This window comes from Micromonospora sp. WMMD736 (assembly GCF_049179015.1).
In the GTDB taxonomy this organism is placed as follows: domain Bacteria; phylum Actinomycetota; class Actinomycetes; order Mycobacteriales; family Micromonosporaceae; genus Micromonospora.
The window spans coordinates 150,357-172,699 of sequence record NZ_JBMHMI010000001.1; the positions used below are offsets into that span (position 1 = coordinate 150,357).

Consider the following 22,343-nt stretch of genomic DNA (forward strand, 5'->3'; position numbering starts at 1 on the left):
GGCCCTCAGGGTGTCGCTGAAGGAGACGGAACGGCTGCGGCGGCAGGTCGAAGCCAGCCGGGAGCCGATCGCCATCGTGGCGATGAGCTGCCGTTACCCGGGCGGCGTCAGCTCACCCGAGGACCTGTGGCAGCTCGTGTCGGCGGGTACGGACGCCATCGGCGACTTCCCCGACGACCGGGGCTGGGACCTGCACAACCTCTTCGACGACGACCCGGAGCGTACGGGTCGCAGCTACGTACGACAGGCCGGGTTGCTGCCGCGGGTCGCCGAGTTCGACGCGGGTTTCTTCGGTATCTCGCCGCGCGAGGCGGTGACCATCGACCCGCAGCAGCGGCTGCTACTGGAGACCGCCTGGGAGGCGTTCGAGCGTGCCGGTGTCGATCCGGTGTCGGTGCGCGGCAGCCAGACCGGGGTCTTCACCGGCGTCATGGCCGGCGGGTACGGCGTCCGGCAGATGTTGTCGCCCGGCGCGGCGGGGGAGTACGAGGGCTACCTGGCCAACGGCAACGCGGTGGCTGTCGCGGCCGGACGGGTGGCGTACACCTTCGGCCTGGAGGGCCCGGCGATGACGGTGGACACGGCGTGTTCGTCGTCGCTGGTGGCGATCCACCTGGCGGTGCAGGCGCTGCGTCGTGGCGAGTGTTCGCTGGCGCTGGCCGGCGGCGTGACCGTCATGTCGAGCCCGTCGTTCTTCATCGAGTTCAGCCGGCAGCGTGGCCTCGCACCGGACGGGCGGGTCAAGCCGTTCAGTGCCGACGCTGACGGCACCGCCGGGGCAGAGGGTGTCGGGCTGCTGTTGTTGGAGCGGTTGTCGGATGCGCGGCGTAATGGGCATCAGGTGCTTGCGGTGGTGCGGGGTTCGGCGGTGAATCAGGACGGGGCGTCGAATGGTTTGACGGCGCCGAATGGTCCGGCGCAGCAGCGGGTGATTCGGGCGGCGTTGGCTGATGCGGGTGTGGCCGCGGTGGATGTGGACGCGGTGGAGGCGCATGGTACGGGGACGCGGTTGGGTGATCCGATCGAGGCGCAGGCGCTGATCGCGGCGTATGGGCAGGACCGCGAGCGGCCGCTTTATCTGGGGTCGTTGAAGTCGAATGTTGGTCACACGCAGGCTGCGGCTGGTGTGGGTGGTGTGATCAAGATGGTGCAGGCGATGCGTCATGGGGTGTTGCCGCGCACCTTGCACATTGATGAGCCGACTCCTGAGGTGGATTGGTCCGCGGGGTCGGTCGAGTTGCTCACCGAGCAGATGCCGTGGCCCGAGGTGGGCCGGCCCCGCCGCGCCGGCGTCTCCTCCTTCGGGCTCAGCGGCACCAACGCACACGTCGTGGTGGAGCAGGCCCCTGAGGAAGAGCCGGTCGCCCGGCCGACCGACGCACCAGCCCCGGCCATGGTCCCCTGGCCGGTCTCGGCCCGCGACGAGACCGGGCTGCGCGGCCAGGCCGAAGGGCTGAACGCGTTCCTGGCCGGCTCCGACGCCGCGCCGGCCGACCTCGGCTGGTCACTGGCCACCACCCGGGCTGCTCTGGACCATCGCGCCGTGGTGCTCGGCGTCGATCGGGACGAACTCCTCGCCGGCCTCACCGCGTTGGCCGAGGGGACGCCGGATCCCTTCGTCGTGCAGGGCGGTGTGGTCGACGGCGGGGTGGTCTTCGTCTTCCCCGGCCACGGCTCGCAGTGGACCGGCATGGCGGAGAGCCTGATGCGGCATCCGGTCTTCCTGGCGAAGGCACAGGAGTGTGCCGCGGCGTTCGCGCCGTACCTCGACTTCTCTCTCCTCGACGTGCTGCTCGACCGACCGGGAGCCCGGAGTCTGGACGACCTGGAGGTGGCTCAGCCGGCGCTGTTCACCGTCATGGTGTCGCTCGCGGCGCTCTGGCGGTCGTACGGGGTGCACCCGGCCGGCGTCATCGGCCACTCGCAGGGCGAGTTGGCCGCCGCACACGTGGCCGGCGGCCTGCCGCTCGCTGACGCCGCCCGGGTGGTCGCCCTGCGCAGCCAGTTGATCGTCGCCGAGCTGAAGGGCGCGATGGCCTCCGTGATGCTCCCCGTCGAGCAGGTGAGGGGGCGGATCGCGCGCTGGGGCGAGGCGCTCACGGTGGCCGGGATGAACGGACCGAAGGCCACCACCGTCGCGGGCGACCTCGCCACCGTGGAGGAGTTCGTCGCCTCGTGCGTGGCCGACGACATACGCGCCCGGGTGGTCTCCGCGACGGCGGCGACGCACTGCGCGGAGGTCGACGGCATCCGCGATGCCCTGATCGAGCGGCTCGACCGGCTCTCCCCAGGTTCGTCCGAGGTCCCGTTCTACTCGACGGTCACCGCGCGGCAGCGTGATACCGCCGAGCTCGATGCCGAGTACTGGTTCGACAACTGTCGGCAACCGGTGGACTTCGCCGGTGGCGTCGAGGCCCTGCTCGCCGACGGCTTCCGCATCTTCGTGGAGTGCAGCCCGCACCCGGTGCTCACCATGGCGCTGCAGGGCATCGTGGACGAGGCGGGCGTTGACGCCGCGGTGCTCGGCTCACTACGCCGCGACGAGGGGGACCGCTTCCCGATCTCGCTGGCTGAGGCGTACGTCCGGGGCGTCGACCTCGACTGGACGGCCGTGTACGGCGGTGCCCGCCAGCGGGTGGAGTTGCCGACGTACGCGTTCCAGCGGCGCCGCTTCTGGCTCGAGGTGGTCGGGCCTCCGGAGCAGGATGCCGCGGCCCTCGGGCTGGCCGCACCCGGGCACCCGCTGCTCGGTGCAGCCGTGGCGCTGCCCGACTCCGACGGCTTCCTGTTCACCACGCGGCTGTCCCTGCGCACCCACCCGTGGCTGGCCGACCACGCGGTGAACGACGTCGCGATCCTGCCCGGCACGGCCTTCGTGGAGCTGGCGCTGCACGCCGGCGACCAGGTCGGCTGCGATCTGGTCGAGGAGCTGACCATCCAGGCGCTGCTTCCCCTGCCCGCCCAGGGTGGGGTGCGGCTCCAACTGGTCGTCGGACCGCCGGAGGAGGACGGTCGCCGCCCGCTGACCGTGTACGGCCAGCCCGACACCGCGCCCGCGGGCGCCGGGTGGACACCGCACGCCGTCGGCACCCTGGTCCGTGCTGCCGGATCCGACGCCGTCTCGCTGACCCGCTGGCCCCCGCCCGCGACCGAGGTGGACCTCGACGACGCGTACGACCGGTTGGCGGAGAGTGGATTCCAGTACGGCCCCGCGTTCCGGGGTCTGCGCCGGCTCTGGCGTGCCGACGGTGAGGTCTACGCCGAGGTGGCCCTGTCGGAGGGACTCGACCCGGACGGCTACGGCCTGCACCCCGCCCTGTTCGACGCGGCACTCCAGGCGGCGGTGGTGGCCGACCTGGCCGCCGGGTCGGGATCGCTCGCTCTGCCGTTCTCCTGGAACCGGGTCGCCCTGCACGCGGTGCGGGCGTCGGCCCTGCGGGTTCGGATCGCTCCGGCCGGCCCGGACGGGCGTCGGGTCGACGTGTACGACGCCGATGGCGCACCGGTCGCATCGGTGGCCGCCATCGTTGCCCGGCCGTTGACCGGCGACCAACTCGTCGCCACCCACCTCGACACCACCCAGGACGTCGTCGACAGGTCGCTGTTCGCACTGGAGTGGGTGCCGCTGCCGGATCAGCCGGCCACGGAGGTGCTGATCGTCGACGACCTGGCCGACCTGCCGGCCGACCTGCCGGACGTCGTCGCGATGGCCCTGCCCGCGCTGGACGCCCGACCGCCACACGAGGCCGCCCGGGCGTACGCCGCTTGGGTGCTCGCCCTGCTCACCGGCTGGTTGGCCAACGAACAGACCGAAGCGTCCATGCTCGCGGTGGTCACCAGCCGCGCGGACGCGGACCCCGCTCAGTCGGCCCTGCGCGGTGTGGTCCGGGCGGCGCAGGCGGAGCATCCGGACCGGTTCGTCCTGGTCGATCTGGACGTGCCGGGCGACACCGCGCTCCTCGGCGCGGCCCTGGCGACCCACGAGCCTGAGGTGGCCGTCCGCGACGGGCGGCTGTACGCGCCCCGGCTCTCCCGCGCCACCGCCGCTCCCGCGTCCGGCCGGATTCCCGACCCGGAGGGAACGGTGCTGATCACCGGCGGGGGCGGTGGGATCGGTCAGCTGCTGACCCGGCACCTGGTCACCGAGCACGGCATGCGTCACCTGGTGCTGGCCTGCCGCCGGGGTGCGGACACCCCGGGTGCGACGGAACTCGTCGAGGAACTCGGGCGGGCTGGCGCGAACGTGCGGTTCGAGGCTTGCGACGTGTCCGATCGGGACGCGCTGGCCGGCCTGCTGGCGCGGCTCGATCGGCCGCTGACCGCCGTGGTGCACGCCGCCGGAGTGCTGGATGACGGTCTGCTGGCCGCGCAGACCCCGGAGCGGTTCGACACCGTCTTCGGCCCGAAGGCGGACGCGGCGACGTACCTCGACGAGCTGACCCGCGACGCCGACCTGAGCGCCTTCGTGCTCTTCTCTTCGGCATCGGGCACGTTCGGAGCCCCGGGTCAGGCCAACTACGGTGCGGCAAACGCCTTCCTCGACGCCCTTGCCGTCCGGCGGAGGGCCGCCGGGCTCCCGGCAACCTCGCTGGTCTGGGGTCTGTGGGGGGAGCACAGCGACATGGCCGAGCACCTCGACCCGGAGGAGCGGCGCCGCCAGATGGCCCGCAGCGGCATCCGCCCGTTCTCCGCCGCAGAGGGGCTCGCGTTGTTCGATGCGGCGATGCTGCGCGACGAGCCGGTCCTCCTGCCGGTCCGGCTGGACCTGGAGAGGATGTCGTCCGCGCTGCTGCGCGGCCTGTCCGGCACCCGCCGACGGACTGCCGCCGCAGCCGGTGACGGCGGGACGCTGGCCGAACGGCTCGCGGCGATGCCGGCGGCGCGCCGCGAGCAGAGCCTGGCCGACCTCGTGTACACCCAGGTTGCCACGGTGCTCGGTCACCAGTCGGGGGAGACGCTCGACCCGGTCCGGCCGTTCCGCGACTTGGGCATCGACTCGCTGACCGCGGTGGAGCTGCGCAACCGGCTCAGCGCCGCCACCGGGCTGCGGCTCTCCGCGACCATGGTGTTCGACCACCCCACTCCGGCCGAACTGCTGGCCTTCCTGCGCGGTGAACTGATCGGCGCCGAACCGACGCCGGCCGAGCGGCTGCACGCCGAGCTGGACCGGTTGGACGAGGCGCTCGGCGCGCTCGACGCGCCCGACGCCGACCGGTCCGCGCTCGTCACCAGGCTGCGCACCCTCCTGGCCCGGCACAGCGGCGACGGTCCCCGGCAGGAGGGGCTCGTGACCGCCACCGACGACGAGATGTTCGCGCTCATCGACCGCGAGATCGGCGTCGGATGACCCGCCCCGACCACCTGCCGGCCCGAGGAGACTGATCCCCCTTGCGTGTCCTTTTCACATCGTTCGCCATGGAGACCCACTTCCTCAGCATGGTGCCGTTGGCCTGGGCCATGCGTACCGCCGGGCACGAGGTGCGGGTGGCGAGCCAGCCGGGGCTGACCCGGGCCATCACCGCCGCGGGGCTGACCGCCGTGCCGGTCGGCGAAGACCACAGCTTGCTCGACGTGGTGGCCGGCGTCAGTGACGGGGCCGACGGCAGTTGGAACTCCGTCGACCTCGACCCGGCCCGGCCCGAGGCGCACAGCTGGACATTCCTCAAGGCGATCAACGACATCCTGCCGGAACGCTTCTTCGCTCAGGCGAACAACGACTCGATGGTCGACGGGATCGTCGAGTTCGCCCGGTCGTGGCGTCCGGACCTGGTGGTGTGGGAGCCGTTCACGGTGGCGGGTGCGATCGCGGCGCGAGCCGTCGGCGCGGCCCACGCCCGGCTGCTGTGGGGGGCCGACCTACTGGTCGATCTGCGGGCGCGGTTTCTGAGCCAACGTGCCGAACGGCCGTCCGGCGCTGCCGACGACGTTCTCGCCGGCTGGCTCGGCGGACTCCTCGGCCGGTACGACCTCACCTTCGACGAGACGATCGTCCGGGGACAGTGGACGATCGACACGCTTCCGGCGAGCATCCGGATGTCGTTGGGTGAGCCGACCGTGCCGATGCGGTACGTGCCGTACAACGGGACGGCGGTGGTGCCCGACTGGCTCCGGGTGCCCCCGACGCGTACCCGCGTCTGCCTGACCCTCGGACTCACCGCACGCGGCGCCGGTGCCGACTATCTGCTCGGCCCCCTCGACGGGCTCTTCGACGCGGTGGGCGACCTGGATGTCGAAATCGTCGCCACCCTCGACGCGGCGCAGCGGGAGCAGGTCTCCCGGCTCCCCGACAACGTGCGGGTCGTGGACTTCGTACCGATGCACGCGCTGCTGCCGACCTGCGCGGCCGTGGCCCATCACTGCGGCGCCGGCACCTGGTCCACCGCGGCGTACCACGGAGTGCCGCAGCTGATCTCGCCAATGGTCTTCGAGAACTCGTACCGGGCGCGGCGCACCGCCGAGGTGGGCGCGGCGCTGGTGATCCCGCAGTCGGAGCTGACACCGCAGGCGTTGCGGGCCGGCCTGCTGCGAGTGCTGACCGAGTCGCGCTTCGCCGAGGGGGCCGACCGGCTCCGCAACGAGTCGATGAGTGATCCGACACCGAACGACGTGGTCCCCGTACTGGAGAAGCTGACGCTCCAGCACCGGGATCTCGACGCCTGACAGCTGTGCTTCACCTGAACGGGGAGATGCCATGAGAGTGCTCGTTGTCGCACTGGGAACGATGGGGGATGTCGCCCCCTACACAGGGTTGTTGCCCCGGTTGCGCGAGGCGGGTCACGAGGTGGCCATTGCCGCGTACCCGCGCTTCGCCGCACTGGTCCGGGCCGCCGGGGCCGAGTTCCGGGAGATCCCCGGCGATCCGGCGGTGGTGGGCGAGTGGACACAGGCGGAGAACTCGTCGCAGGCGCTGCGCGGGATCACGGCGAAGACTCTGGAGCTCGGTGAGTCGATTCTTGCCGCGGCCAAGGGCGGCGCCGACGTCCTGTTGCTGTCGATGCCGGCCCAGCAGGGCGTACACGTCGCCGAGAGCCTGGGCATCCCCAGCATGGGTCTGTTCCTCCAGCCGGTCTTTCCGACCGCCGAGCACCCGCCGTCATTCATCGGTACCGGCGGCTCGCTGGGCCGCTGGGGCAACCGGGCCAGCGGGCACCTGGTGCTTGGCGTGATGGGACGTCTCGTCTCGGGCGCCACCCGGGAGCTGCGTTCACGGCTGGGCCTGCGGGCCCTGAGTCGCCGGGAACTGGGCGCGCAGATGGATGCCTGGCCGGTCCTGCACGGCTACAGCCCCAGCGTGCTGCCCCGACCAGCGGACTGGCGTCCAGAGCTGGAGGTGTCCGGCTACCTCTGGCCGACTGTCCCGGCGGGTTGGGAACCGTCGGCGGAACTCGTCGACTTCCTCGACGCCGGACCGCCACCGGTGTACGTGGGCTTCGGCAGCCGAAAGGTCTCCGATGCGGCGCGTATCGCCGAGCTCGTGGACGAGGCGTTGCGTCGGGCCGGCGCGCGTGGGGTGATCCACGCCGGGTGGGGCGAGCTGGCCGGTCGCTCGGACAGCACGATCACGATCGGGGAGACCCCGCACGAGTGGCTCTTTCCGCAGATGGCCGCCGTGGTGCATCACTGCGGTGCCGGCACCACCGCCGCCGGGCTGCGGGCGGGCGTGCCGACCGTCGGCGTGCCGATCCTCGGTGACCAGCCCTTCTGGGCCGGGCGGGTGGCCGCGCTGGGTGCCGGACCGGCCCCGGTGCCCTACGCCAAGCTCTCCGTCGACCGTCTCACCAAGGCCGTTTCGGCCGCGCTCGGTGACCCGTCGTACCGGGTGGCGGCCGCCGGGTTGCGGGACCGCATCGCCACCGAGGACGGCGCCGGGAACGTGCTCGCCGCTCTGGACCGGCTCCACCGACTGCCCTGAGACCCGAGACCGAAAGGACCGCGCATGTACGTGGCACGAGTGGGAATTGTCGGCTGCGGCACCATGGGTGCTGGTATTGCCGAGATCAGCGCCCGGGCCGGTGTCGACGTCCGGGTGGTCGTCTCCCGCCAGACCTCCGCCGACCGGGGACGCGCTCGGCTCCTCGGTTCGCTGGGCCGTCTGGTCGCCAAGGGCCGGTTGACCGAGGCGGACCGCGACGCGACGCTCGGACGGATCAGCTTCGTGACCGACCTCGACGCGCTCGCCGACCGGCAACTCGTGATCGAGAGCATCACCGAGGACGAGTCGGTCAAGCTTGCCCTCTTCAAGGAGCTGGACCGGGCGCTGCCGCAGCCGGACGCGGTCATCGCCTCCAACACCTCGTCCATCCCGATCCACCGGCTGGCAGAGGTAACCAGCCGGCCCGAGCGGGTCGCCGGCATCCATTTCTTCAACCCCGTGCAGATACTGCCCTTGGTGGAGCTGGTGGCCGCCGAGGCCACCGGCGAGCACGCCCGCCGCACCGTGCACGAGTTCGCCGCGGAGCAACTCGGCAAGCAGGTGGTCTGGTCGCCGGACCGGGTCGGGTTCACGGTCAACGGGCTGCTCATCCCGTACCTGTTGAGTGCTGTCCGGATGGTCGAGTCCGGGCTGTCCACGGCGGAGTCGGTGGACCGCGCCATGAAGCTCGGGTGCAGTCATCCGCTCGGGCCGCTGGAGCTGGCCGACCTGATCGGGCTGGATGTCGTGGCCTCGACCGCCGAGGCGCTGTACCAGGAGTTCCGCGAGCCCCTGTACGCCCCGCCGGACCTGCTGCGGCGCCTGGTGGCGGAGGGGGCGGTCGGTCGCAAGACAGGGCGCGGCTTCCACACCTACCCACGCTGAGCCTACGAGACAACGAGGAGAATCCATGCGGGCACTGATCGTCGGTGGCGGGGTGGCGGGCGCCGCTGCGGCCATCACCCTGCGGAGGATCGGCTGGGATCCGGTCGTATTCGAGGCGTACCGGAGGACGGCTCACGACGTGGGCGCCTACCTCTTCATCGCCTCGAACGGGCTCGACGCGCTGGACTCCTTCGGGATGAAGGCGGCGATCCTGCGGCGCGGCCTGGACATGAGGTCGGTCGTGGCGCACTCGCACACCGGCCGTCGGCTCGGCTCGTCGCCCTTCGGGCGGCACCGCGCCGATGCGACACCCACGCAGATGATCGACCGTTCGGACCTGTACGGCGCCCTGCTGGAGGAGGCGGAGCGGCAGGGCGTGCCGATCGAGCACGGCAAGCGGTTCGTCGGCCTCGAGGAAACCGACGACGGCGTACGCGTCTTCTTCGACGACGGCGGCTCGGCCGAGGGGGATCTCGTCATCGGTGCCGACGGGCTCTGGTCGAAGGTCCGGGCGGCGGTCGACCCGGACGGCCCTGCGTTGGAGCCGACCGCCATCGTCGGGGTCGGTGGCCGAACCGGCCGGCTCGACGTGCCGGGAGCGCCGGGCGACTTCCAGACGTTCTTCGGTTCGAAGGCCTTCTTCGGCTACGTCCGGCAGCCTGACGGTACGGTCCAGTGGCTGGCCACGCCGGATATCGACACCCCGGAGGCCGCCGTGGAACTGGCCGCCCTGCCCGCCGAGCAGTGGCGCGCGGAGCTGTGTCGGATGCTGGAGGTCGACCGGACCCCGGCTTCGCGGATCGTGGCGGCCACGGTCAATTCCTACCCCCCGAGCGTTGCCCACGCGTTGCCGGACGGACGGCCGTGGTTCACCGACCGCGTCGTGCTGATCGGGGACTCCGCTCACCTGGTGCGCCCATCGGTCGGTCAGGGCGCGTCGATGGCCCTGGAGGACGCGGCCACCCTGGCACGTTGCCTGCGTGACATCCCGGACCTACGCGGCGCGTTCGAACGGTACGACCGCATCCGGCGCGAGCGGATCGAGCGGGTGATCAAGATCGGCACCGAGATGGACACGCGGATGCGTGCAGGCAGCCGCACGGAGGCGTTCGTCCGCAACCTGGCAGTTTCGGTCGCGCTCTGGCACGAGGGTCGAACCATCCGGCGCAAGGGCCAACTGTCCGACGGCGAGATGGCCCGCCTGTGGGGGCATCACATCGACTGGAACCAGCCGGTCGCGGCCTGACCGCCGGGAAGGCGGCAGCACGGAAGCCGTTTCCACCGCCGGTTCTGCCTGGTTCTTCCCCCAGCCGGTGCCGATGATTTTGGAAGAACCGCGCGTCCGCCGACCACGAGTCCCGGGCGCGCCGGGAGACGCCCGGCGACTGCCGGGCGTCCGCGTCGGAGTCACGAACCCCAACGCGCCGAACCGGCGGAATCCGGCAGAACCGGGTTCCGCCGGCGCGGCCGGTGGCGAACGGCCGCAGTGCGACCGGATGCCGATGCCGCGACCGGCTTGACCGTCGACCAGTGAGCGGAGAGACATGAGTGGACCCATGCACGTCGCGGTGGCCTTCGACCTCGCCTTCGTCCGGTGGACGGTGGCGACGATGAAATCGGTCGCGGCGACCGGGATCCCGCCGGGCGGCGTCGTGACCTGGTGGCTGATGCCGGGCGCCGACGTCCCTGCGGCCGCGCTCGCTGCCGTCGTCGAGGAGGCTGGGCGCTCGGGCGAATCCCAGGTGCTGCGGGTCCCCAGCGAACTGGACGATCTGCCGCTGTCGTCGTGGCGGATGATGTCGTCGCGGATCTCCAACGCCGCCTACTACCGGCTGCTCCTGCCCGATCTGGTGCCCGACGTCGTGGACCGGATGCTGTGGCTGGATTCCGACGTGATGTGCACGGGCGACCTGACCGAGCTGTGGCACGCGGATCTGCAGGGCGCGCTGCTCGGTGCCGCGATCGACATCGGCTCCCCGACCATCGGCGCGGCGACCGGCGTTCCCGGCTTCGACCCGAATGCTGGCCGGCTCACGAAGCGCAGCGACTACTTCAACTCCGGGGTGCTCCTGATGGACCTGCCCCGGTGTCGCCAGGCAGAGCTGTCCACGCGGTCGTTGGACTACATCCGGGCGAACTCCGGCAAGCTCCGGTTCGCGGTCCAGGATGCGATGAACATCGCCGTGGACGACCGTTGGCTGCGCCTCGACGAGCGGTGGAACGACATGGACTTCACCCGCTTCGAGCAGGATCTCAGCGCGATCGACTCGACCCGGATCGTCCACTTCGCCGGCAAGAAGAAGCCGTGGCAGGACTCCTTCCCGGAGGGTCCCCTCAAGGACCTCTACCTGACCTACCTCCCGCGGACAACGGACCTGACCGCAGCCCGGTAGCAGAGCCGCGCTCCGCCCTGACACCCGGAGAGACCAGTGAACAGAGCAACCTGGTACTACGACGTCGACGCCCTCCGGGCACAGTTTCCCGCCCTCAAGGCCGGGTCCGCCCACTTCGACGGGCCGGGCGGGACGCAGATTCCGCAGCCGGTCATCGACGCGATGGCCGAGGCGATGTCCAACCCGGTCTCGAACCGCGGCGCCCACACGGCAGGCGAACGTAATGCCGATGCCATCGTCGTGCAGGCTCGCCGTGCTCTCGCCGACCTGCTCGGTGCGACGCCGGAGGGGATCGTCTTCGGTCGCAGTGCCACCCAGGTCACCTACGACATCTCCCGGGCGCTGTCCCGGAGCTGGGGGCCTGGCGACGAGGTGGTGGTCACCCGGCTCGACCACGAGGCCAACGTCCGACCCTGGGTGCTTGCGGCGGAGCGCTCCGGCGCCACGGTCCGCTGGGCGGACTTCGACCCCGACACCGGCGAGCTGACGTCCGAGCACCTCGCCGCCGAGCTGTCCGATCGAACGCGCCTGGTCGCCGTTACCGCCGCGTCGAACCTGATCGGTACGCGACCGGACGTCGCCGCGCTCTCCCGCCTGGTCCATCAGGTGGGCGCCCTGTTCTACGTGGACGCGGCCCACTACAGCGCCCACGCCAGCGTCGACCTGGACGCCTTCGGCGCGGACCTGCTCTCCTGCTCCTGCTACAAGTTCCTCGGTCCGCACCTGGGCGTCCTCGCTGCCCGCCCTGACCTACTGCACGGCCTGCAGCCGGACAAGCTGGTGTCCGCCACCGACGACGTGCCGGAGCGGTTCGAGCTGGGCATCCTGCCGTACGAGGTGCTCGCGGGTGCCCGAGCAACCGTGGACTTCCTCGCCGGGCTGGGCCCGTTGCGCGACGGTGACCGGCGGGCGCGGCTCGCCTCGGCGTTCGATGCCATCGAGGAGCACGAGGACTCGCTACGGGCACGGGCCGAACGTGGGCTGGCCGAGCTGCCGGGGGTCACCGTGCACTCCCGGGCCGCCCGGCGTACGCCGACCCTGCTCCTGAGTTTCACCGCCCACCACCCTCGCGACGTGCACCGCCACCTCGCCGGCCAGGGCATCGACGTGGGCTCCGGCACGTTCTACGCGGTCGAGGCGTCCCGGCGGCTCGGCCTGGGCGAGGTCGGCGGCGTCCGGGTGGGGCTGGCGCCCTACACGACGGCGGAGGACATCGACCGCCTCCTGGAGGGCCTGGCCGACTATCTGGGTGGGAGCCGGTGACCCGGTCCGAGGTGCGGCGGCGATGAGCGGCCGGCTGCTCGCGATCAGCGACCTGCACGTCGGTTACGCGGAGAACCGGCAATTGGTGGCGGGCCTCACACCGCACCATCCGGACGACTGGCTGATCGTCGCCGGTGACGTGGGCGAGGTCTTCGCCGACATCGAGTGGGCGCTGACGCTGCTCGCCGGCCGGTTCGCCCGGGTGGTGTGGGTGCCCGGCAACCACGAGTTGTGGACGCCGCGCCAGGACCCGGTGCAGAGCCGGGGTGAGCACCGGTACCGCGAGCTGATCGCGATGTGCCGGCGGCTCGGGGTCGTCACTCCGGAGGATCCGTACCCGGTCTGGCGGGGGGCTGGGGGTCCCGTCACGGTCGCTCCGCTGTTCCTGCTCTACGACTACACGTTCCGGGTACCCGGGGTGGACAGCAAGGAGGCGGCGTTGGCCCGCGCACACGAGTCGGGGGTGGTCTGCTCCGACGAGTACCTGCTGCACCCCGATCCCCACCCGTCCCGCGACGCGTGGTGCCGCAGCCGAGTGACAGCGACCGAACGGCGTCTCGTCGAGTGCGACCCGGAGATCCCGACCGTGCTGGTCAACCACTGGCCGCTGATCCGCCAGCCCACCCGTCTGCTGCGCTACCAGGATTTCGCCCAGTGGTGCGGAACGGTGCTCACCGGGGATTGGCACCAGCGGTTCCGGGCAACCGCGGTGGTCTACGGGCACCTGCACATTCCGCGTACGACCTGGCACGACGGCGTCCGCTTCGAGGAGGTCTCGGTGGGCTACCCGCGGGAGTGGCGGCAGCGCCCCGGAGTTCCGGGGCGGCTCCGCCCGGTGCTGACCGAATCTGCCGCCGTCCCCACCTGAGCCCCGGCACTCGTGCCGGACCCATCCTCGACGAATGGAGTCCGTGATGACCAAGTCCATGGTGGACGGAGCGTGGATCCGTCGCTTTCACCCCGGCCCGGAGGGCGGGCCGACGCTCGTCTGCTTCCCACACGCCGGTGGGTCGGCGAGCTACTTCACCTCGTTCTCGTACGAGCTGCGCTCGGCCGTCCAGGTGCTCGCCGTGCAGTACCCCGGCCGGCAGGACCGGCTCCGCGACCGCTGCCTCAGCAGCATCTTCGAGTTGGCCGAGGAGTCGTACGCGGCGCTGCGGCCACTGCTGGACCGACCAGTGGCGTTCTTCGGCCACAGCATGGGGGCGATGATCGCCTTCGAGGTGGCGAACCTGATGCGGGAACGGCTGGACGCGGCGCCCGCCACTCTCTTCGTCTCCGGCCGCCGGGCCCCCTCCCGGTTCCGTGACGAGAGCGTCCACCTGCGCGACGACGCCGGCCTGGTGGCCGAGCTGAAGAACCTCAGCGGCACCGACAGCCGGATCCTCGACGATGAGGACGTGCTACGGATGATCCTGCCCTCGATGCGGAGCGACTATCGCGCGGTGGAGAGCTACCGGTACCGGCCTGGGCCGCCGCTGACCTGCCCGATCACGACCCTTGTCGGCGAGGACGACGACAAGGTCGACCTCGACGAGGCTCGGTCCTGGGCCGACCACACCACCGGTGGCTTCCGCCTGCACGTCTTCCCCGGCGGCCACTTCTATCTCGCCGAGCAGCGACGCGCCGTCGCCGACCTGGTCGTCCGCCAGCTGCTCACCCCGGCGTGACCACGCCTGCCGGCCCACTGGACGGGTTGGTACCGGGCGGCGTGGTCCTGGTCGAGGCGTTCGGGCACCGAGACGACTTCGCGCTCCTGCCCGAGGAGGAGACGGCGATCGCCCATGCCGTGGACAAGCGGCGCCGTGAGTTCGCCACCGCGCGGTTCTGCGCACGATCGGCACTGGGTCGCCTCGGCATCGATCCGGTGCCGATCCTCCCCGGCCCGCGGGGCGCGCCAGTGTGGCCCGGCGGGGTGGTCGGCAGCATCACCCACTGTGCGGGCTACTGCGCAAGCGGGGTGGCCCTGCGCCGGGAGGTGGCCGCACTCGGCATCGATGCCGAGCCGGCCGCTCCGCTGCCCGCGGGGGTGTTGGAGGCCGTCGCCCTGCCCGAGGAGGAACTGGCCTTGCGGCGGCTCGCCGTCGCCCATCCGGAGATTCCCTGGGACCGGCTGCTGTTCAGTGCCAAGGAAGCGGTGTACAAGACGTGGTTCCCAGTGACCGGTCTGTGGCTGGACTTCCACGAGGCGCGGATCGACCTGGACCCCTCGGGCACCTTCACCGCCGCCCTCCTCAGGCCGGTGCCGACCGGCATCGACGTACCGCTAGCTCACCTGGACGGGCGATGGCGGATCCGGGCTGGTTACGCCGGGACCGCCATCGCCGTACCCAGTTGAGCGGCCGGGGTCTGTTCAGCCCCCGGTCACCGCGTCGGCCTGACCCCGTGCCCCCGCGTTCGGATCCGGCTGCTTCGCTGCGGCGGGACGGCTGTCGTTCCGCCCCTGATCCGGTACCTGTGCGGCGATGTCGTCGTCGGCGGCGGCCAGGGGGACCGCGACCAGCGCGACGGTGCCGTCATCGGATATCCGGGGCGGGGTGACCGAGCCACCGACCGCCATCGCTCGCAACGCCGGCAGCCGCCCGTCAAGCGCGCCGGGCCGGGACCGGGATCACGGCACCGACGGCGGGTTGGGGATCACCTCCGCCGCGGGCGCGTCCGCGCCGCGCCCCGGTTCGAGTCCGAGCCCGTTGCCTCCGGCGAGCATGTCGTTGCAGACCCGGTGGAAGTGGGTGAGCAGACACTCCCGGTCGCTGAGCACGTTGCGCCGGTACGCCGACGACCGGCGCGTGGCGGAGACCTCGGTCCACTGGTCGACGTCCTCCTGGATGACGCCCTTGAAGAGGGCCCAGAACAGATCGACCGTCTCCTGGTACTCCTCGTTGTCGGAGTGGTACTGAAGTTCCCACGCCTCGAAGCGGGTCTTGTCGACGGTGAGCGGTACCGCGCGGAAGATCTGGGTGTGCATGCGGTTGGCGTTGACCACCACGGTCGGGAAGAGCAGGTAGTTGCAGATCGCCAGGTTGGTGTGATCGAGGGTGCGCTGCAACTCGTCGAGCACCCCCATCAGTGGCACCACCATCATGCCGTTGCGCCCGAAGACGTCCATCGTGCTGTGCCGGGCGTCCCGGGCCTCCTTGGGCGGGATGTTGTGCAGCGCCTGGGCGTGGTAGTACTCGCTGAAAGCGTCGACGCACACCTTCCAGTTGACGTCGACCTCCCACTCGAGCTTCTCGACCAGCTTCATGTCCTGCATGCGGTACGCGCCGAGGTCAGCGGCGATCTCCGAGCCGATCCAGTCGAGCAGTGGGCCGGCGACTCCGGGCCCGGCCAGCACCGCCCACACCCAGCCACCCCACTCGTCCAGGTCCAGAGCCGGGGAGCAGAGACCTGCGAGTACGTTCTGGTCGAAGTCCTGGCGATCGAGGACGTCGGTCACCCTGCCCTCGATGTCGTACGACCAGTTGTGCCACCGGCAGGTGAAGCGCCGGGCGCCGGTGCCGCTCGCCGTCACGATGCGTGCGCCCCGGTGCTGGCAGACGTTGTGGAAGCCGGCCAGACCACCGTCCGCGCGGCGAGTGATGACGACGCTCTCGCCGTGCCCCTCCCAGACGTGGTGATCGCCAGGGTTGGGGATCTGCTCCGAGCGGCAGATGATCTGCCAGCTCCGGTTGAGGATGCGCACCCGCTCCCGCTCGTACCTCTCCGGGTCGCGGTAGACCTCGGCGTCGAGTGTCGAGGGCCCGATCGGCGGTACTGCGGGCACGTTGTGCCCGAAGCGTACGGGCAGTTCACCACGGGTGGGATTGAAAACCACGATCGACCTCCGGGTTTCGGCGCGCGCCGTAGACCGCTGACGCGGGCCTGACTGGCGGAAAGCGGGCCCGGGCGATCGGCGCGAGCTACCGCCCTGGCGAGCGAATAATCGGTGCGGGGCGGGCACCGGGTCCAGGCAGAACCGGCGGCGACTTAGGTAAGCGGCCGTTCAGGTGGTCTTGGATCACCCGCACCGGCATCACGGGCGGCGTGCCGGGAAGCGCCGACGGCGCCGGGTATCGCCTCTGACCAGTCATCGTGGCCCGACCATGGTTCTGGGAGCACCCCAGGGTTCGATGCCCGGCCGGCGATCTGCCGCCGATTCTGCCTGGACCGGGTGCGTCGTCTCTACCAATCATTCGCAGGTGGAGACGTGGTTGCGAGTCCCGGCCGACAACCGTCGAGCCGCTGGCGTCCGACCCGCCGGCCGCCGCGTCCGGACGTCGACCGTCACGGTCGGCGACAGGGGGGAGATGTCCGGTGAGCGGTGAGGAGAAGCTCCGCGGTTACCTGAGGCGGGTCACCGCCGAACTGCTGGAGGCCCGGCAGCGACTGGCGGCGGCGAGCGGCACCGAGCCGATCGCGATCGTCGGCATGGCCTGCCGGTTCCCGGGTGGCGTGCGGTCACCGGAGGACTTGTGGCGGCTGATGGAGAGCGGCGGCAGCGGTATCGGCGCCCTGCCCGACAACCGGGACTGGGATCTGACCGAGTTCGACACCGACGAGACGCAGCCGCCCACCCCCCGTGCGGGTGGTTTCCTGCACGACGCCGCCGATTTCGACGCTGACCTGTTCGAGATCTCGCCCCGCGAGGCGGTGGCGATGGACCCGCAGCACCGCCTGCTGCTGGAGCTCGCCTGGGAGAGCCTGGAACGGGCGGGCATCCCGGCGGACGCACTGCGCGGCACACCCACCGGTGTCTACGTCGGCATGATCCACAACGACTACGGCACCTGGCTCACCGGATCGGCGCAGGCCACATCTGCCTTCGGCGGCTTCTTCCTCAACGGCAACAGCAGCGCGGTGGCTTCTGGTCGGATCGCGTACGCGCTCGGTCTGCACGGGCCGGCCGTCACCATCGACACCGCGTGCTCGTCGGCGCTGGTGGCGATCCACGACGCCTGCCACGCGCTGCGCCAGGGTGACTGTTCCACGGCCCTGGTCGGCGGGGCGGCGGTGATGACCACGCCGAGGTTGCTGGTGGAGTTCAGCCGCCAGGGTGGCCTCGCCCCGGACGGGCGCTGCAAGCCGTTCGCCGCGGCAGCGGACGGAACCTCCTTCTCCGAGGGCGTCGCCATGCTCGTCCTGGAGCGGCTCTCGGACGCCGAGCGCAGCGGGCACGAGGTGCTGGCCGTCGTCCGCGGCTCGGCGCTCAATCAGGATGGGGCGTCCAACGGATTGACCGCCCCGAACGGCATGGCCCAGCAGCAGGTGATCCGGCAGGCGCTCGCCAACGCCGGGCTCACTCCGGACCAGGTGGACGCCGTGGAGGCGCATGGGACCGGCACCACCCTCGGTGACCCCATCGAGGGCAAGGCGCTGCTCGCCACCTACGGCAGCAGACGCGCCGGGGGACGGCCCCTGCTGCTCGGCTCGGTCAAGTCGAACCTGGGGCACACCCAGGCCGCCGCCGGCCTGGCCGGCGTGATCAAGATGGTGCTGTCGATGCGGCACGGGGTGCTGCCGGCGAGCCTGCACATCGACGAGCCCACCCCGCACATCGACTGGTCGGCCGGTCAGATCCAGCTCCTGACCACGGCGACTCCGTGGCCGCGTACCGGCGAGCCCCGGCGAGCGGGGATCTCCTCGTTCAGCTTCAGCGGCACCAACGCCCACGTGATCCTCGAACAGGCCCCGGTCGCGCAGGAGGTCCCCACCGAGGAGCCGGTACGGACGCTGCCCGCCCTGCCGTGGGTGCTGTCGGCGAAGACCGCGCCAGCACTGCGAGCACAGGCCGGACGGCTGCTCGCCCACCTCGATGCCGAACGCGCGACGTCGGACGCCGACATCGGTCTGTCGCTCGCCGCGGGCCGGACCGTCCTGCGCCATCGGGCGGTGGTCATCGGCCACGACCGGCACGCCATGCGGGCCGGGCTCGCCGCGCTGGCCGCGAGCGAGCCGGCGGAGAACCTGGTCCAGGGTGCAGCGACCGGAGCTTCCGCCCCGGGCGCGGTGTTCGTCTTCCCCGGGCAGGGCTCACAGTGGGTCGGGATGGCCCGCGAGCTGATCGACGCGGAGCCGGTGTTCGCCGGCCGCGCCCAGGAATGCGTTGAGGCCTTCGCCCCGTACCTCGACTGGTCCCTGACCGACGTGTTGCGGGGCGCGCCCGGGGCGCGCGGCCTCGACGATGTCGAGGTCGTGCAGACCAGCCTGTTCACGGTGATGGTGTCGCTGGCCGCGCTCTGGGAGGCCCGCGGGGTCCGGCCGGTCGCAGTGGTCGGGCACAGCCAGGGCGAACTTGCCGCCGCCGTGGTGGCCGGCGCGCTGACGTTGCCGGACGCCGCCCGCGCCGTGGCCCTGCGCTGCCGCGCCATCCGTAGCACCCTGGCCGGCCACGGTGGGATGGTGTCGGTCGCGCTGCCGGTGGCCAGGGTGGAGCAGCTACTCGACCACAGCCGGCTCTTCGTCGCCGCTGTCAACGGTCCCGGCTCGACCGTGGTGTCCGGAGACCCGCAGGCACTCACCGCGCTTCTCGACTCCTGCGCGTCCGACGGCGTCCGCGCCCAGCGGGTCCTGGTCGACTACTCCTCGCACTCACCCCAGGTCGACGCCGTCGAGACCGAGCTGCGGGCGGTGCTGGCCGGCATCCGGCCCAGTGACACCCGGCTGCCCTTCTACTCCGCCGTCACCGCTGGCCCACTCGAGGGTGCCGAGTTGACCGGCGACTACTGGTTCGTGAACCTGCGCCGTCGGGTGAACTTCGTCGGCGCGGTCGACGCGCTCCTGACCGACGGCCACCGCACCTTCGTCGAGTGCAGCCCGCATCCGGTGCTGGCACTCGGCATCGAGGAACTGGCCGAGCAGCGGGGCTTCGAAGTGGTCGTGGCTGGATCACTGCGACGCGACGACGGCGGCCCCGCGCGGTTCCTGACCTCTCTGGCCCAGTTGCACGTCCAAGGCGGCCGGGTCGAGTGGGACGGCATCTTCGCCGGCACTGGCGCCAAGCGGGTACCGCTGCCGACGTACGCCTTCCAGCACCGCCGATTCTGGCTGGACAAGCCGGCCCGCGCGAAGGGGGACGTCCGCGCCGCCGGCCTGATCCCGATGGATCACCCTCTCCTCGGCGCGGCGGTCGAGCTGGCTGGCGGTGCCGGGGCCGTCTTCACCGGCCGGCTGTCCATGGCCGAACACGGCTGGGTCACCGACCACGCTGCCGGCGGCACCCTGCTCGTACCCGGCACGGTCTGCGTCGAACTAGCCGGCCAGGTGGCGGCGCGAGCCGGCCTGGGCAGCGTCGAGGAGTTGACCATCGAGGTGCCGATGGTCGTGCCCGACGAGGGTGAACTGGCCCTCCAGGTGACCGCGGGCGACCCGGACGAGAGCGGCCGGCGGCCGTTCGCCCTGTACTCCCGACCGGCCGGCGTGGCGGTCGACGCGCCGTGGGCTCGGCATGCCGGTGGTGTCCTGCGGGCCGACCTGCCTGAGGCGGACCCGGCGGCCTGGTCCGCCCTGCGCGGCGCGTGGCCGCCCGTCGGCGCCGAACCGGTCGACGTGTCCGGGGTGTACGACCGGCTCGCGGGCCTCGGTTACCAGTACGGTCCCGCCTTCCAGGGCCTGCGCGGGGTGTGGCGGCGTGACGGGGAACTCTTCGCCGAGGTGGCGCTGCCCGACGGCGTAACGCCTGCGGGATTCGGGCTGCATCCAGCGCTGTTCGACGCGGCGATGCACGCCGTTCTGGTCGACCGTGCCGACGGCGCACCCGGTGAAGGGCGGCTGAGCCTTCCGTTCGCCTGGCACGATGTGACGGTCCACCGTGGTGGTGCGGACGCCCTGCGGGTCCGGCTCGCGTACCGCGATGAGGACGACGTCACCATGGCGGCGGTCGACCCCAGCGGCGCACCGGTGGTCTCGGTCGGCTCGTTGGCCACGCGCCCGGTGACGCTCGAACAACTACGGGCTGCCCGAGGAGCCCTGCGCGACGCCTGGTTCCGCGTGGACTGGCCGCTCGCCACGCAGACCGCAGGGGCGTCCGTTCCGCCGGAGTTCGCGCTACTCGGCGACGTCGCAGGCGTCCCGGCCGCGTCCCGGTACGCCGACCTGAAGGCACTGGCCGCGGCTCTGGACGCGGGCGAGCCCGCGCCCGACGTGGTCGTCACGGCCGCCCCGCCGGCCGTGCCGGGGTCCGCCACGGCGCAGGCGGTGCGAGCGGCGCTCGACAGCACGCTCGCGCTGCTGCGAGCCTGGCTCGCCGACGACCGGTTGCAGGCGACCAGGCTGGCGATCGTCACCCGGGGCGCGGTGGCCGTGGACGGTGACGAGGCGCCCCGCCTCGACGGTGCGGCGGTGTGGGGTCTCGTGCGCTCGGCTCAGTCCGAGCACCCGGGGCGCTTCCTGCTCATCGATACCGACGGCACCCCGACCTCCGGCGCGGTCGTTCCCACCGTGTTCGCCGGGCAGGAGCCGCAGTGCGTGCTGCGGGCCGGGTCGGTGCGGGTGGCCCGTCTCGTCCGGGCCCTCGCCCCCACCGCCGAGCCGGGGCCGGTCGCCGACGGAACGGTGCTCATCACCGGCGGCCTGGGCACGGTGGGTGCGGTGGTGGCCCGGCACCTGGTGGCCGAGCGGGGCGCCCGGCACCTGCTCCTGGTGGGACGCCGGGGCGCGGACACCCCCGGGGCGGACCGGCTCGTGGCAGAGTTGACCGCGCTCGGCGCGTCGGTCACGGTGGCCCGTTGCGACGTGGCGGACCGGGCCGCTGCCGCGCGGCTGTTGGCCTCGCTCCCGGCGGAGCATCCCCTGACCACCGTCGTGCACGCCGCCGGCGTGGTCGACGACGGTCTGGTCGACGCGCTCACCCCCGACCGGTTGGAGCGGGTGCTGCGGCCCAAGGTGGACGCGGCCATCAACCTGCACGAACTGACCCGGAGTGACAACCTCGGCGAGTTCATCCTCTTCTCGTCGCTCGCCGGTGTGCTGGGTGGCGCGGGGCAGGCCAACTACGCCGCGGCGAACGCCTTCCTGGACGCCCTCGCCCAGCACCGCCGTCACCTCGGGCTCCCCGGCCTGTCGTTGGCCTGGGGGCACTGGGCGCAGACCAGTGGACTCACCGGCGAGTTGGCCGAGAAGGATCTGCGCCGGCTCGCCGCGGCCGGAATCGTGCCGATGCCGTCGGAGGAGGCGTTGGCGCTCCTCGACGCCGGTCGGGCGTCCGACGAGTCCGCCGTGGTCCCCGCGCGGCTGGACCTGGCCGCGTTACGCAGGGCAGCGGGAGCCGGCCTACTGCCGTCGGTGTTGACGTCCCTGGTGCGCGCCCCGGCAGCCACGTACCGGCCGGACGGCGCGGCGGAAACGTCGGCCGGGGACGCCGCGACGTGGCGGCGGGAACTGGTGGCGCTGCCGACGGAGGAACAACTCGTCCGGCTGACCGATCTGGTCCGATCCCGGGTGGCCACGGTCCTCGGGCATCCGCCGGCCGCCGCCGCCACGATCGACGCGGACCGTGCCTTCAAGGAGCTCGGGTTCGACTCGCTCACCGCCGTGGAACTTCGCAACCGGCTTGGCGTGGCGACCGGGCTCCGGCTGCCCGCGACGCTGGTCTTCGATCATCCCACCCCGTCCGCGCTGGCGACGTTCCTCCGCGCCCAGCTGGTGGGCGACGAGCCCGACCGGGCCGAGGGGATCGATCCGGTGACCGCCGCCGTCGAGCACCTGCGCGCCGTGGTCGCCGCACAGCCGCCGGGCGACCCGGGCCGGGCAGGCCTGACCGCCCGCCTCAGGGACCTGGTGCGTGAGCTGGACGCGGGCCCGCAGGAGCCGACGGTCGAAGTGGAGTCCGCATCGGCCGACGAGCTCTTCGATCTCTTGGACGAGCAATTCGAAACCTTCTGACCGGGCCGACCGCCAGCTGTCACCCGACA

Annotated in this window: 12 protein-coding genes and 1 pseudogene; 11 read left to right on the forward strand and 2 right to left on the reverse strand. The window is 71.9% G+C overall.

Annotated elements, in window-relative coordinates; translation table 11 throughout:
• Window positions 1-61: 61 nt before the first annotated feature.
• From ACN269_RS00495 to ACN269_RS00540, 10 genes and pseudogenes are all read left to right on the forward strand, one after another.
• Window positions 62-5,347: pseudogene (locus tag ACN269_RS00495) on the forward strand (SDR family NAD(P)-dependent oxidoreductase); the annotation flags it as partial.
• Window positions 5,348-5,388: 41 nt separating this feature from the next.
• Complete coding sequence (locus ACN269_RS00500) at window positions 5,389-6,660, forward strand: activator-dependent family glycosyltransferase (protein WP_421470428.1); 1,272 nt, start codon at window positions 5,389-5,391, stop codon at window positions 6,658-6,660.
• A 31-nt stretch (window positions 6,661-6,691) separates the two neighbouring features.
• Entirely contained in the window at window positions 6,692-7,912 is a 1,221-nt protein-coding gene (locus ACN269_RS00505; protein ID WP_421470429.1) for a glycosyltransferase, read from the forward strand.
• Between the two features lie 24 nt (window positions 7,913-7,936).
• Window positions 7,937-8,797 carry a 3-hydroxybutyryl-CoA dehydrogenase gene (locus ACN269_RS00510; protein ID WP_421470430.1) on the forward strand — a complete coding sequence of 287 codons (861 nt, stop codon included), beginning with the start codon at window positions 7,937-7,939 and terminating at the stop codon, window positions 8,795-8,797.
• Window positions 8,798-8,822: 25 nt separating this feature from the next.
• Entirely contained in the window at window positions 8,823-10,043 is a 1,221-nt protein-coding gene (locus tag ACN269_RS00515) for an FAD-dependent oxidoreductase (RefSeq protein WP_421470431.1), read from the forward strand.
• Between the two features lie 298 nt (window positions 10,044-10,341).
• The gene (locus ACN269_RS00520) at window positions 10,342-11,190 is read left to right on the forward strand and encodes a glycosyltransferase family 8 protein (RefSeq protein WP_421470432.1); all 849 of its coding nucleotides are present in this window, start codon (window positions 10,342-10,344) and stop codon (window positions 11,188-11,190) included.
• Between the two features lie 36 nt (window positions 11,191-11,226).
• Window positions 11,227-12,453: a cysteine desulfurase-like protein gene (locus tag ACN269_RS00525; RefSeq protein ID WP_421470433.1), complete on the forward strand. Its 1,227-nt coding sequence runs from the start codon at window positions 11,227-11,229 to the stop codon at window positions 12,451-12,453.
• A 22-nt stretch (window positions 12,454-12,475) separates the two neighbouring features.
• Complete coding sequence (locus ACN269_RS00530; RefSeq protein ID WP_421470434.1) at window positions 12,476-13,321, forward strand: metallophosphoesterase family protein; 846 nt, start codon at window positions 12,476-12,478, stop codon at window positions 13,319-13,321.
• Window positions 13,322-13,367: 46 nt separating this feature from the next.
• Window positions 13,368-14,123, forward strand: coding sequence for a thioesterase II family protein (locus tag ACN269_RS00535; protein WP_421470435.1), 756 nt, complete (start codon window positions 13,368-13,370; stop codon window positions 14,121-14,123).
• On the forward strand, window positions 14,120-14,791 hold the full coding sequence (locus ACN269_RS00540) for a 4'-phosphopantetheinyl transferase family protein (protein ID WP_421470436.1): 672 nt from the start codon (window positions 14,120-14,122) through the stop codon (window positions 14,789-14,791). Before ACN269_RS00535 ends, ACN269_RS00540 begins: the two co-directional genes overlap by 4 nt.
• A 15-nt stretch (window positions 14,792-14,806) precedes the next feature.
• Here ACN269_RS00540 and ACN269_RS00545 read toward each other — a convergent pair whose 3' ends face one another.
• Both ACN269_RS00545 and ACN269_RS00550 read right to left on the reverse strand, forming a co-directional pair.
• Entirely contained in the window at window positions 14,807-15,013 is a 207-nt protein-coding gene (locus tag ACN269_RS00545; protein WP_421470437.1) for a hypothetical protein, read from the reverse strand.
• Window positions 15,014-15,064: 51 nt separating this feature from the next.
• Window positions 15,065-16,270: an aromatic ring-hydroxylating oxygenase subunit alpha gene (locus tag ACN269_RS00550; RefSeq protein WP_421470438.1), complete on the reverse strand. Its 1,206-nt coding sequence runs from the start codon at window positions 16,268-16,270 to the stop codon at window positions 15,065-15,067.
• Window positions 16,271-16,749: 479 nt separating this feature from the next.
• On the opposite strand from ACN269_RS00550, the gene ACN269_RS00555 reads away from it, so the two are divergent.
• Entirely contained in the window at window positions 16,750-22,314 is a 5,565-nt protein-coding gene (locus ACN269_RS00555; protein ID WP_421470439.1) for an SDR family NAD(P)-dependent oxidoreductase, read from the forward strand.
• The last annotated feature ends 29 nt before the right edge of the window (window positions 22,315-22,343 follow it).